12 protein-coding genes are annotated in these 11,539 nt (G+C 51.8%); 6 read left to right on the forward strand and 6 right to left on the reverse strand.

The window, feature by feature from the left end; genetic code table 11:
- Positions 1–27 precede the first annotated feature (27 nt).
- From CFK45_RS09760 to CFK45_RS09770, 3 genes are all read right to left on the reverse strand, one after another.
- Entirely contained in the window at positions 28–588 is a 561-nt protein-coding gene (locus tag CFK45_RS09760) for a hypothetical protein (protein ID WP_096086263.1), read from the reverse strand.
- A 242-nt stretch (positions 589–830) separates the two neighbouring features.
- Positions 831–1,268 (reverse strand): BLUF domain-containing protein, encoded by a 438-nt coding sequence (locus tag CFK45_RS09765; protein WP_096086264.1) that lies wholly within the window; start codon positions 1,266–1,268, stop codon positions 831–833.
- A gap of 166 nt (positions 1,269–1,434) precedes the next feature.
- Positions 1,435–2,433: a hypothetical protein gene (locus CFK45_RS09770; RefSeq protein WP_096086265.1), complete on the reverse strand. Its 999-nt coding sequence runs from the start codon at positions 2,431–2,433 to the stop codon at positions 1,435–1,437.
- Positions 2,434–2,688: 255 nt separating this feature from the next.
- On the opposite strand from CFK45_RS09770, the gene dbpA reads away from it, so the two are divergent.
- From dbpA to CFK45_RS09790, 3 genes are all read left to right on the forward strand, one after another.
- Entirely contained in the window at positions 2,689–4,104 is a 1,416-nt protein-coding gene (dbpA, locus tag CFK45_RS09775) for an ATP-dependent RNA helicase DbpA (protein ID WP_096086362.1), read from the forward strand.
- Positions 4,105–4,110: 6 nt separating this feature from the next.
- Positions 4,111–4,530 (forward strand): alternative ribosome rescue aminoacyl-tRNA hydrolase ArfB, encoded by a 420-nt coding sequence (gene arfB, locus CFK45_RS09780; RefSeq protein WP_096086266.1) that lies wholly within the window; start codon positions 4,111–4,113, stop codon positions 4,528–4,530.
- Between the two features lie 224 nt (positions 4,531–4,754).
- A complete protein-coding gene (locus CFK45_RS09790; protein WP_096086268.1) occupies positions 4,755–4,964 on the forward strand; it encodes a cold-shock protein in 210 nt (69 codons plus the stop codon).
- Positions 4,965–5,039: 75 nt separating this feature from the next.
- Here CFK45_RS09790 and pfkA read toward each other — a convergent pair whose 3' ends face one another.
- Positions 5,040–6,002 carry a 6-phosphofructokinase gene (pfkA, locus tag CFK45_RS09795; RefSeq protein WP_096086269.1) on the reverse strand — a complete coding sequence of 321 codons (963 nt, stop codon included), beginning with the start codon at positions 6,000–6,002 and terminating at the stop codon, positions 5,040–5,042.
- A 964-nt stretch (positions 6,003–6,966) separates the two neighbouring features.
- Here pfkA and CFK45_RS09800 point away from each other — a divergent pair.
- A complete protein-coding gene (locus tag CFK45_RS09800; protein WP_096086363.1) occupies positions 6,967–7,569 on the forward strand; it encodes a peroxiredoxin in 603 nt (200 codons plus the stop codon).
- Positions 7,570–7,687: 118 nt separating this feature from the next.
- Entirely contained in the window at positions 7,688–8,635 is a 948-nt protein-coding gene (locus CFK45_RS09805; RefSeq protein WP_096086270.1) for a sensor domain-containing diguanylate cyclase, read from the forward strand.
- A 7-nt stretch (positions 8,636–8,642) separates the two neighbouring features.
- Here CFK45_RS09805 and rnt read toward each other — a convergent pair whose 3' ends face one another.
- Both rnt and pyrC read right to left on the reverse strand, forming a co-directional pair.
- Entirely contained in the window at positions 8,643–9,299 is a 657-nt protein-coding gene (gene rnt, locus CFK45_RS09810) for a ribonuclease T (RefSeq protein ID WP_239923633.1), read from the reverse strand.
- Positions 9,300–9,307: 8 nt separating this feature from the next.
- Entirely contained in the window at positions 9,308–10,354 is a 1,047-nt protein-coding gene (gene pyrC, locus CFK45_RS09815) for a dihydroorotase (RefSeq protein ID WP_096086271.1), read from the reverse strand.
- A gap of 261 nt (positions 10,355–10,615) precedes the next feature.
- Here pyrC and CFK45_RS09820 point away from each other — a divergent pair, with 261 nt between their 5' ends.
- Entirely contained in the window at positions 10,616–11,530 is a 915-nt protein-coding gene (locus tag CFK45_RS09820) for a flagellar protein MotY (protein ID WP_239923634.1), read from the forward strand.
- Positions 11,531–11,539: the final 9 nt, after the last annotated feature.

The raw sequence follows: 11,539 nt of genomic DNA on the forward strand, positions 1-11,539 counted from the left end.
CGCCTAGTTTACGGCGCACTTATGCTGCTAGTAGCAGGAAACTTCTGATAATACCGGTGGTCCGTATTGAGTTGGCGCATAGTATTGCCAGCTGCCGGTGGCACTGCTTTTGTAGGCCCAGCCAGTGTATTGAGTTTCATAAGGCGCTGAAACGCTTTTGTAGCTTGAATAGCGAGCCGGGTAACCTTCTGATGCGCAGAAGTAAGCTGCTTGTTCTGGTAAACCCATGATCAGTACAGCACCATTTGCTCTTGGATAAGAATAAGTTTTTGGCGCGGGTCCAGCGGGCTCTTTACAGGTCAGTTTATTTACTTTGACCTCGACCTGAGTTGGAAACGAGAGGGCCCAGGTATTGGATATACGAATAGCGACAGATTGATCCACCGCGGTTGATTTGCTGTTAATTGTATATTCAGTGTATGCGGAGTTTTTCTCTTTACAGAACTGCGCGGCAGTTTCTTCTGCGATTGGAAAGCCATTTTTTAGCGGCGGAGTATAAGTTTTGCTCGCCGCCATCAGTGAGGTGCTTGCACTTAAGCACAATAAGGCTAGCACTGGTCTGAAGCTTTTGGTTAATTTAACACTCATTATTATTTCCTTAAATTTCCATGTGTTATTGAGCAAGTACTGCCTGTTTCTTGCTTTTTTCGTGGCTGTCATTTTTCCACGAGCGGCAATCTAAGCACTGTTTAAATGAGTCTTCAATACTTTGGCGCGATTTACCGAAAATGACGGTTTTAAGTGGCTGTTCCGAAAAGATTTTGGTCAACTATTTTTCAAGTTTAAGCAATATTTTGCTTTGTTTGTTGTGGCCATTCCAAGTGATAAATCTAACGCTTCCAGTTTGGAAGTTTTTTATGTACGTGAATATCGTGCACCATTGCAAGTACCATCCACTCTTCGAGTGGGAAACTTACCTGGTTATTTTCGCTGCCGTATTTGGTTTTTAATGCGTCGGCGGTTTCGGTGTTAAAGTCAAAGACACCGATGCCTTTCATGCCCCATCCTTCAAAAAGGCGCGCATCAATGCAGCCAAAGCTGATGAGTTTGATATCCGAGTGACGCGGGTCGTGAATAATGCGCATAAATGTGCTGTTCACGTCTTCGTATTTGCCTTCAATAATCTGCAAAAAGTGGCTGGCGCTGGCGAGTAATACCCCGGAGATTTGTTGCTGTTGATTGTGCTCTTCGCTGCTGTGCATGATGTCGCGCATGCAGTCCCAGTCGACACTGGCGGCACTTTTGCTTCGGTAGATCAGTCGGTACATAACAGCCTCCTTTATTTCCTTTAGAGGATAGCTGAATTACGGCAAGTTAAGCCGAGAGGCACTGTGAGCTGTTGTTGCTGTATCTGCTGGGGAGGCCTTAGGCCGCCCTATAAAGTGGGCTGCTAGCGCTTAGCGGGAAGGGCGGCGGGCCCGAATGGGCCCGTTGTTAAAAGTCGGCTTGCAGCTGAACAATGGCGTTGGTATCGCTGTAGGCCAGCTCCAGTGGCTGAGTGATCTGCACATTTAGCTGAGTAAACTCGTTAAGGCTGATGCTGGTGCGGCTTGCCAGTTGCGCTTTGGGTGCGTCAGCCCAGTCAAACGCTGCGTAGTGAGCGCCGCGTTCAAACAGCCATTCACTTTGCACACCTTTGGAAGGCTTTACGCTAAAGCCTGCGCGGTAGGCGATGTAGTCGTTGCTGTGGCCGTCATCGATGTGCTTTTGGCTAACCGGGGCCATGCTTGATACAAACGCGAGTTCTTTTAAAAGCTCGTAGCGTGCGCTCAGCTCAAGTGCGCTGAACTCGCGCTCGCCTTCGGAGTTGCTGTCGTAGTTTTCGCTGAGCTGCTTGAGGCTGGCCGAAAATGCGTGGTACTGAACCTGAACACCGTAGTGCTTGCTGCGGTTGCGAATTTGCTCGAGCTCTTCGTCTTCTTCCATGCCCTGCAGTGGCGCACCCCAGGCCAGAGAGCCGGGCGCCTGGCTTTGGCGGTTGAGGGCGTAGACCGTCAGTGCAAAAGCACCGAGCTTTTCGTTGTAGCTCAGCTTGGTTTCGTTTGAGTTTTGCACCTGCTGCTCTTCGTTAGCGGCGTAGGCGATACGCGTTTGGTAGCTAAGCTTGCTAAAACTGCCCGAGCCGTTAAAGGCGGCAGCGTAAGTGCGGCGTGTGGCGAGTTCTTCGCTGCCGAGACCGCTGACCTTTTCAAGTTGATTTTCAGCGCGAAACTCAGCGTTTAGGTTTTTATCGCTGGCCAGCGCAAAGCGGCTGACACGAAGTTCGGTGTGTTGCTGCAAGGCCGCGTCGTCGCGTTGGACAAGCTGGCTATCAGATTGAGCTGATGTCGCACCACTGTCGCTGTTGTCGCTGGCAATAACCTGGCTCGCAATGGCCAGGCCAAGCAAGACAAGCATGACTTCGACGGTAAATTGCATAAAGGCGCGGTTCAACTCGGTGATCTCCAGGGTGTTTGTATTTGATGGCGCGCATTATGTGTAGTTGGGTAACACTTGTGAAATGATGTTTTGCTATTTCTTGGCGCATAAATCACCAAAAATGGAATTAGTGGTGGCTTTTTGATCTAGATTTGCTCTTATTGATAGCTGAATATGTTACTTGAGGTAGCATCTGGCTGTTGTGAGCTTATTGTTCAAGCCGTTTGCAGCTGATCGCGGTTGAAAAAGGGCGCGCGCAGCTATGTTACTATGCGCCGCCATTGCGCAGTTGGAGCCGACATCGTGCCTAGTTTTGAATCTTTTCCGTTGCGAGCTGAATTGCTGGCCAATCTAAAAAGCCTGGCCTATGACGAGGCTACGGCGATTCAGGCCGCGACACTGCCCGAAGCCTTAAACGGCCGGGACATACTGGCACAGGCGCAGACCGGCGCCGGCAAAACGGCGGCCTTTGCGCTGCCGCTGCTCAATGCTTTGCAGGTGAAGCGCTTTCGCATTCAGGCGCTGGTGCTTTGCCCGACGCGAGAGTTGGCGGCCCAGGTCGCCGCCGAACTGCGCAAGTTGGCGCGGCAGATTCACAATATTAAGATTCTGAGCCTTTGCGGTGGCCAGCCCATTGGGCCTCAGATTGCGTCTCTTGAACACGGGGCCCATATAATTGTCGGTACGCCCGGTCGCATCGAAGACCATTTGCGCAAGGGTCGCCTGCACCTGGCAGAGCTTCGCACCCTGGTGCTCGACGAGGCAGATCGCATGCTCGATATGGGCTTTCGAGACAGCATTGATACGATTGTTGAGGCCTGTCCTGCGAAGCGTCAAAATTTGCTGTTCAGTGCGACCTATTCGGATGCGGTGCGCAGTGTTGCTGCTTCTTATTTATATAAACCTGCGCAAATATCGGTCGAGGCCCAACATCAGCATAAAAATATCGAACAGCGCTTTTATCGCATACAAGATGGCGATCAGCGTTTTGAGGCCGTGTTGTTATTGCTGATGGCTGAGCATGCTGAAAGTGCGATCGTTTTTTGTCACACCAAAAAAGAAGTACAGGAATGCGCCGCGTATTTGCAGCAGCATGGGCTGGTTGCGCTTGCGCTGCAGGGCGATATGGATCAGCGCGATAGAGATAGAACCCTGGTGCGTTTTGCCAACGGCAGCGCGACGGTGTTGGTGGCTACCGATGTTGCCGCGAGAGGTTTGGATATCGACGATGTTCAGCTGGTGCTTAATTGCCAGTTAAGTCGCGATGTCGAAGTTCATACCCACCGGGTCGGGCGCACAGGGCGCGCCGGAGGGCAGGGCCTGGCGTGCAGTTTGTTTACCGACAAAGAGCGATATAAGCTCGAGGCTTTGAGCGAGGCGCGCGGGCTTGAAGCGGAGCTCTACGATTTGCCTGAGCGCGGGCTGTTACAGCAAGATGCGCCGCAGCCTCGCATGCATACGCTGCAGCTGGATCTGGGCAAAAAACAAAAGCTGCGAGCGGGGGATATAGTCGGTGCGCTGTGCAAGGACAATACCTTGAGCTTTGACGAGCTTGGCAAGATTGATGTTTTGCCTATGACATCGTTTGTAGCGGTGCAGCGCAACAAAGCTTCAAAAGCGCTGGAGCGCTTAAAGTCGGGCAAAATAAAGGGGCGCCAAATTAAAGTGCGCCTGCTTCGGCGTTAGTTAAATATGCAAGCGCTTGAGCTGTCTGCGCGGGTTTGCTTACCCCTTGCTGAAATTGAATTAAATGCGATTCGTGCGCAAGGCGCTGGTGGGCAAAATGTGAATAAGCTGAGCTCGGCCATTCATTTGCGCTTTGATATTCGTGCATCGTCTCTGCCCGATTTTTACAAAGAGCGCTTGTTAGCACTTAGTGATCAGCGTGTTAGCAGTGACGGCATCATTGTTATTAAAGCGCAGCAGTATCGCACTCAGGAGCAAAATCGCAGCGATGCACTCGAGCGCCTTAAAAAGCTTATTTGCGCCGCAGTAAAACAGCAAAAGAGCCGTAAGGCGACAAAACCGAGCCGCAGTTCTCAGCGCAAACGTGTCGATACGAAAGTCGCGCGAGGCAAAACAAAGGCCTTACGCCGAAAACCGCCTATTTAGGCGCTTTTTCTCGCCTTTTGGCCGCAAAAGGCGTTGACTGCCCCAGTGGTCGGGGGTTTATACTCGGCCCTGCTAGAAAGTTTGGCTTGTTCTTCCTTAGTAAGATCTGTTCGTACATCTGCTAGTTTTAGCCTTTGCCGCAATGGAGTTGCTAGGTCAGAAACCACTTCTTGCATTTTGTCCAGGAATGGGCGGGTTTTACGATTGTTTTATAGGAAACGCATATGTCCGAAAAAGTTACCGGCACCGTTAAGTGGTTTAACGACAGCAAAGGTTTTGGTTTTATTGAGCAAGAAGGTGGCCCCGATGTTTTTGCGCATTTTAGTGCAATTCAAGGCGACGGCTTTCGCTCTTTAGCCGAAGGTCAACAAGTGCAGTTTAAAATCACTGAAGGCCAAAAAGGTCTGCAGGCAGAAGAGATCGTTGCTATTTAGTTGTTTAAACTAGCCGCGAGTTTCGATATAAAAACGCCCGCAATTGCGGGCGTTTTTTTGTCTGTTTTTGGCGTTTTAGCTGAGCTTGTGGCAAAGCTCAAGCAGGTGGGGGTTGTAAGGTCGGGTCATATTTTCGAGTGCGTCGATAATATCGTGGTGCACAAGTTTATTTGCCTGAATGCCTATGCATCGGCCACCGTGTCCCTGCATCAAAAGTTTGACGGCATAGGCGCCCATGCGGCTGGCGAGCATGCGGTCAAAGGCTGTTGGCGCCCCGCCGCGCTGAATGTGGCCGAGAATGGTGGCGCGCGTTTCAAGCTCAGTAACTTTTTCTACTTTTTGAGCAAGGTCGTTAACGTCGCAGATTTTTTCAGTGACGCAGATGATGGCGTGTTTTTTTCCGTGCTCGACATGATCGCGCAGGTCCTGCAGGAACTTTTCTTCGTTGTACTCAACTTCCGGAACAATCGCAAATTCAGCGCCCGAGCAAATCGCCGCAGCAATGGTTAAATCGCCGCAGTAGCGCCCCATAATTTCAACGACAGAAATACGTTTGTGTGAGCTCGAGGTATCGCGCAGCCTGTCGATGGCATCGAGTACGGTATTTAAAGCCGTGTAAAAACCGATGGTGTAATCGGTGCCGGCTACGTCGTTATCGATGGTGCCGGGAATACCGATGCAGGGGAAACCCATCTCGGTAAGTTTTTTTGCGCCCATATAAGAGCCGTCGCCGCCAATGACAACCAGGGCTTCAATATCGTGTTTTTCGAGGTTTTTTATCGCCTCTTTGCGCACATTTTCTTCTTTGAATTCAGGGAAACGGGCCGAGCCTAAAAAGGTGCCGCCGCGGTTTACGGTTTCGGCAACGCTGCGGCGGTCTAGTGTTTCAATTTCGTCGTTGTACAGGCCGTAATAGCCGTTGTAGATACCGGCGACTTCAAGGCCGTGATAGATGGCGGTGCGAACAACTGCGCGCACTGCTGCGTTCATCCCCGGCGCGTCGCCGCCACTGGTGAGTACAGCGATTTTTTTGATCATCGTTTGGCTATCCCGTTAGCAGATGGAAGATGCGTAGTTCCGGCTCGTAGCAGCGCTCGTTAGGTGTGGGTACGAGCTGCCGCCAGAAAGCTAATAATAACTTCGCAAATTTTAACAGAATTTTACGCGTGGTCGTGTTTAAGTTTGTGATATGAAACAAACGAATAGAAGGGGGGAATTCCGCGCCCGTTCCTCTCTCAGCTGAGAGAGGGGGCGCTTCCCTTGACCGTCACTGGCCGGGCGAGTCGTCCGTGAGTACTTCCGTGTCATCATCCGTAAAAAAATTCGAGGCTTCCAAGCACTTCGATGCTTCCCAGCGGGTCTATCCTGACCTGTCCTTGCCATCCTTAGCAGTCCATGGATAGTAGTATGGACTGAATAAAATAAAAGTTCCCCCGAGCTTTGCTCGAACTTTTGTGCGATAAGGTGGCGGCTTTTTGTGAGGCATGTCTCACAATATTAGTGTTTGTTTATGTTTGCTTGTTGTCGGTTGTTAATGCCCTGGGACTAAAGGCTTAAGTGCTGCGTACTGCGCTGTGTGTCGCAATGTATGTTGTTGTGTAAATGTAGCTGGCAAGGGACTTTACTCTTGCCGAAAAAGCTCAGCGAACTCGCAATGTTGTTCTCTTAAGTACAAGCTTCGCTCCTACCATCTCGTTACATCATTAAGTGAGCAGTGTTGCACTTAGCTCGGGGTGTTTACGTAAGCGCATACGTTTGTGCTTCGGTAAATAACACTGGCCGTGTGTTTTGTAGACTATCGTGTCAGGCTATGGAGATTATTTAGATTTTTAATGAGCGCAGCTAGATAGAGGGTGTATGATTAGGCCGCTCTATCAGAGGCATGTTTTTCATTGTTAAGTTTGTATGAAAACTGTGCGCTCTGATGTTTTAGTTTTTTGTTTCTCTGAGTCTGTGCACAAGCTGATTCGGGGCGAATTATCACTCTCAAATGGAGACCACCATGGCGGTATTAGTTGGAAAACCAGCACCTGACTTCACTGCACCTGCAGTTTTGGCCAGCGGCGAAATCGTAGATGCATTTAACCTGGCCGAAACCATCAAAGGTAAAAAAGCCGTTATTTTCTTCTACCCTCTGGACTTCACCTTTGTTTGTCCTTCAGAGCTTTTGGCTTTTGATCATCGCGTAGCTGAGTTCGAAAAGCGTGGTGTTCAGGTTATCGGTGTAAGCATCGATTCCCACTTCACTCACAACGCCTGGCGTAACACTGCCATCGAAGACGGTGGTATCGGCGCGGTTAAGTACCCTCTGGTTGCCGACATGACTCATGCAATTTGTCAGGCTTACGATGTTGAGTCTGAAGGCGGTGTTGCTTTCCGCGGCTCTTTCTTGATCGACGAAGACGGTCTGGTTCGCCACCAGGTTGTTAACGATCTGCCTCTGGGCCGTAACGTTGACGAAATGCTGCGCATGGTTGACGCTCTGGCGTTCCACCAGGAGCACGGTGAAGTTTGCCCTGCCGGTTGGCAAGAAGGTGATAAAGGTATGGATGCAAGCCCAGAAGGTGTTGCTTCTTACCTGAAGGACAACGCAGACAAGCTGTAAGTTTGCGCCTGTTCAGATTTTAAAAAACGCCGGCTTTTGCCGGCGTTTTTTTGTTTGCTTCGGCTATTTGTATTTTGTTGCCATACTGTAAGAGTTAGCTTCACAGTAAGAGGGCAGCATGCCCCGGTTTAAGCAAGATCCCGATACAGCCTTGGTTCAGAACCTACTCAACGCCACACCTGTCGCTGCGCTACTGGTCAACGAAGAGCTGCGCATCAGTTTTTGTAATAAGCGCGCCGCAAGTTCGCTGGCCTGGACCCAAGACGAGCTCGAAGGCCAGAGTATTCTTAATATTATCCCCGAGCGTTTCCACGAGCGCCACGCTGAGCACACACTTGCCTATATGGCAAACCCAAGGCCTTTGGGTATGAAGTTTGATCGCAATGTGCTGGCAAAAAATAAAAGCGGTACTGAGTTACCAGTAGAAGTGAGTGTGCACCCTATCGCCTTAAAAAGCGGCAACTACCTGCTGGTAAGCATGCTTGATGTCAGCGACAAGCTGCGGGCGGAGGCCGTCGAAGCGCTCAACGAGCGGCTCTATGAAAGTGCTTCTATTGATTCCTTGACGGGCCTGCCCAATCGCAGTGCCATTCTTTCTGTGCTCGCCAAAGCGATCTCCGAGCAGCGGCGTAAAAATGACGGTCTCACTGTGGCTTTTCTGGATCTTGATGGCTTTAAAGCGGTCAATGATGAGCTCGGTCACGCGGCCGGTGATGAGGTGTTAAAGCGAGTCGCCCAAGTCTTGCAGCAACACGGCCGGCGCAGCGATGCGGTTGGCAGGCTTGGCGGCGATGAGTTTTTGTTGATTTTTCAAGGGCTGGGGGATGAAGCGGGCGTGCGCAAAGTTGGCGAGAGTTTACTGCGCAGTATTGAGACGATTAATCAGTGCCGGGGCGAGCGCATACATATAGGTGCCAGCATTGGTGCGCTCAGCCTTGATGTCGATGCCAAGCTCAGCCCCGAGCAAGCGGTACAAATTGCCGATGAGCTAATGTACGACGCCAAGCGCCACGGCAAAGCAAGGCTTGAGTACCTGCACTACAGCGGCGATTGTCAGCCCTGTTAAAATAGGCCTAAGCTTGCGGCGGCCAGCCGCCAAGTTGCTGCCACTTATTGATAATTAAACAAAATAAATCCGCAGTTTTTTCGGCGTCGTAGGCAGCGCTGTGCGCACTTTTATTGGAAAACTCTATTCCGGCGCTTTCACAGGCTTTGGCGAGCACGGTCTGGCCAAACGCAAGGCCGGAGAGTGTCGCGGTATCAAAACACGAAAACGGGTGAAATGGGTTGCGCTTGATTTTGTTGCGCTCTGAGGCCGCGTGTAAAAAACCTAAGTCAAAGTGGGCGTTGTGGCCCACCAGCACAGCGCGATTGCAGCCCTGGTGTTTGACTTCATCGCGCACCGCGCGGAATATTTCTTTGAGCGCGATATCTTCTTCAACCGCATCGCGCGCTTCGCAGTCGAGATCTATACCGGTGAAATCGAGTGCGCTTTGTTCGATATTGGCGCCTTCGAACGGGTCGATATGAAAAGCGACGGTATCGCCGCGCACAAGCAGGCCGCGATTGTCCATATGCACAAGTACGGCAGCAACTTCGAGCAGGGCGTCGGTGTTTTTATTAAAGCCGCCAGTTTCGACATCAATAATGACGGGTAAAAACTTTCGAAAGCGACTGGCCATATCCCTGTCGTCGCCGTCGCTGGGAAGGAAGCTGAATTCTTCTTCCATGTTGTGCATTAAGCCTGTTCCAGTTTCCAATTTAACTGCTCGCCGGCACAAAGGGGGCGAATTTTTTCGTCGAGGTAGTCAAACTCCTCGGGCATGGTCCAACTCTGGCGCACAAGTGTGACTTTATGGCTATTGCGCGGCAATTCGTAAAAGTCCGGGCCGTAGAGCGAGGCAAAGGCTTCGAGTTTGTCGAGCGCGCCGGCTTGCTCAAACGCTGTTGCATAGAGCTCGAGCGCGCTGTACGCGGTGTAGGAACCGGCGCAGCCGCATACATTCTCTTTTTTCGAGCGCGCGTGCGGGGCTGAATCTGTGCCGAGGAAGAACTTGCTTGAGCCACTGGTGGCTGCGTCGATCAGGGCCTGTTGGTGTTTGCCCGCTTTTAAGATCGGCAAGCAGTAGTAGTGCGGGCGTATGCCGCCGGCCAACATATGATTGCGGTTGTAGAGCAGGTGGTGAGCGGTGATCGTCGCCGCGACATTGGCGCCGGCTCGCTTGACAAAGTCGGCGGCGTCGGCGGTGGTGATGTGTTCAAACACGGTTTTTAACGCGCTGAAACGCTCAGTCAGTGGCGCAAGTTTTTTCTCGATAAACTCGGCTTCTCTATCGAAAATGTCGATATGGCTGTCGGTGACTTCACCGTGCACAAGCAGTTTCATGCCGACCTTTTGCATGGCCTCAAGTGCTGGGTAGATATTTTCGATTGCCGTCACGCCGCTGTCGCTGTTGGTGGTTGCACCGGCCGGGTAGAGTTTGCAGGCCACCACGCCAGCTGCCGCGGCGGCTTCAATATCGGCGGCGCTGGTGTTGTCGGTCAGGTACAGCACCATCAGTGGTTCAAATGTTGCGCCTGCCGGCAAAGCCGCAAGGATGCGCTGTTTGTAGGCCTGGGCTTGCTCAGCATTGCAGACAGGTGGCACCAGGTTGGGCATGACAATGGCTCGGGCGAAGCTGCGCGCGGCGTGCGGCACTGTTAAATTCAGCGCTTGATCGTCGCGCAGATGAATGTGCCAATCGTCGGGAGCGATAATGCTCAAGCTATCTACACTTGTATTCATGGGCCTTAGGTCACCGTGGCTTGTCTATTGCATTGCGGCGCATGCTAACGAATTTTGCTGCACTTTGCACTGAGTAGCGATACCGAGCTCAAGTTCTGTGCCGCCCGGTCGACAAATAAGTCACGGCTGTTGCGATTTATTTGCAGGTTTAATGCTTATTTGGCCGGCGCGTGATGCAGCTTATTGCTGTGAATACGTGCTGGCTCAAGCATCTTTCTGTCGACGTGGTTCTGGCTTGTTACGGAGTGATTCGGTTTGTCTGTGTGTCGAAGTACGCTTTTTGTTTTGCTGCTTAGCTTTGTTCTGCCTGAGGCGTTTGCGGCGGCTTTAAGTTATAGCAATGCCATCAATGACAGCAGTTGGCGCCTGCACAGCTCCGTGCACAGTTGCCGGCTCGAGCACAATATCCCTTTTTATGGTCAGGCCGTTTTTCGCACCCGCGCAGGTGAAGCCTCTGGTTTTTATTTGCGTTCGTCGACGGCGCGCATGCAGGACGGGCAGGCTGATTTATTTGCGGTTGCACCGCTTTGGAAAGCTGAGCAACTAGAACAGAAGTTAGCGAGCGTGCCGGTTAAGCAGGGGCGCCGGCCGCTGTGGTTAAATTCCGAGCTTACCGAGCGCCTGCTGGCCAAGCTTTACAGTGGCGAGAATATCGAATTGCGCGCAGCCACCTGGTTTGACAGTCAGGCAAGTCAGGCTCGGTTGGCGTTGAGCACCATCGGTTTTCAGCAGAGTTATCGCGACTATTTGCGCTGCGTAAGTGGCCTACTGCCGCGCAACTTTGATCAGTTGCGACGCACGGCTTTGTTGTTTCCGGGCGGGGATGTCGAAGAGCTGCCGCTGCGTTTGACCGCTCAGCTGGACCAGATGCTTAAATTGGTGAAGCACGATAATAAAATTCGTTATTTTTATATTGACGGCCACTCAGACAGTGTTGGCGATCGGGCCGACAACCTCGAGCTGTCAAAAAAACGAGCAATGTTAGTGGCGCAGTATCTCGAGCGTCGCGGTATACCCAAAGACTGGATTACCTTGCGCTGGCACGGTGAGCGCTATCCGGTTGCCTCCAACGGCAGTGTTGCCGGGCGCGCCAAAAACCGCCGCGTCACCGTGCGCATGGAGCGAGTCGAAGAGATTGAGGTATTGCCGCTTGCCGATCAGGCCGCCGGCCAGTGATCGCGCCGC

Origin of the sequence: Agaribacterium haliotis (assembly GCF_002312815.1) — a bacterium.
In the GTDB taxonomy this organism is placed as follows: domain Bacteria; phylum Pseudomonadota; class Gammaproteobacteria; order Pseudomonadales; family Cellvibrionaceae; genus Agaribacterium; species Agaribacterium haliotis.

Coding starts and splice junctions, on each gene's coding strand:
- CFK45_RS09760 (WP_096086263.1), bottom strand. CDS start 588: ATGAGTGTTAAATTAACCAAAAGCTTCAGACCAGTGCTAGCCTTATTG.
- pfkA (WP_096086269.1), bottom strand. CDS start 6,002: ATGATCAAAAAAATCGCTGTACTCACCAGTGGCGGCGACGCGCCGGGG.
- arfB (WP_096086266.1), top strand. CDS start 4,111: ATGCAAGCGCTTGAGCTGTCTGCGCGGGTTTGCTTACCCCTTGCTGAA.
- CFK45_RS09790 (WP_096086268.1), top strand. CDS start 4,755: ATGTCCGAAAAAGTTACCGGCACCGTTAAGTGGTTTAACGACAGCAAA.
- pyrC (WP_096086271.1), bottom strand. CDS start 10,354: ATGAATACAAGTGTAGATAGCTTGAGCATTATCGCTCCCGACGATTGG.
- rnt (WP_239923633.1), bottom strand. CDS start 9,299: ATGGAAGAAGAATTCAGCTTCCTTCCCAGCGACGGCGACGACAGGGAT.
- CFK45_RS09800 (WP_096086363.1), top strand. CDS start 6,967: ATGGCGGTATTAGTTGGAAAACCAGCACCTGACTTCACTGCACCTGCA.
- CFK45_RS09765 (WP_096086264.1), bottom strand. CDS start 1,268: ATGTACCGACTGATCTACCGAAGCAAAAGTGCCGCCAGTGTCGACTGG.
- dbpA (WP_096086362.1), top strand. CDS start 2,689: ATGCGCCGCCATTGCGCAGTTGGAGCCGACATCGTGCCTAGTTTTGAA.
- CFK45_RS09805 (WP_096086270.1), top strand. CDS start 7,688: ATGCCCCGGTTTAAGCAAGATCCCGATACAGCCTTGGTTCAGAACCTA.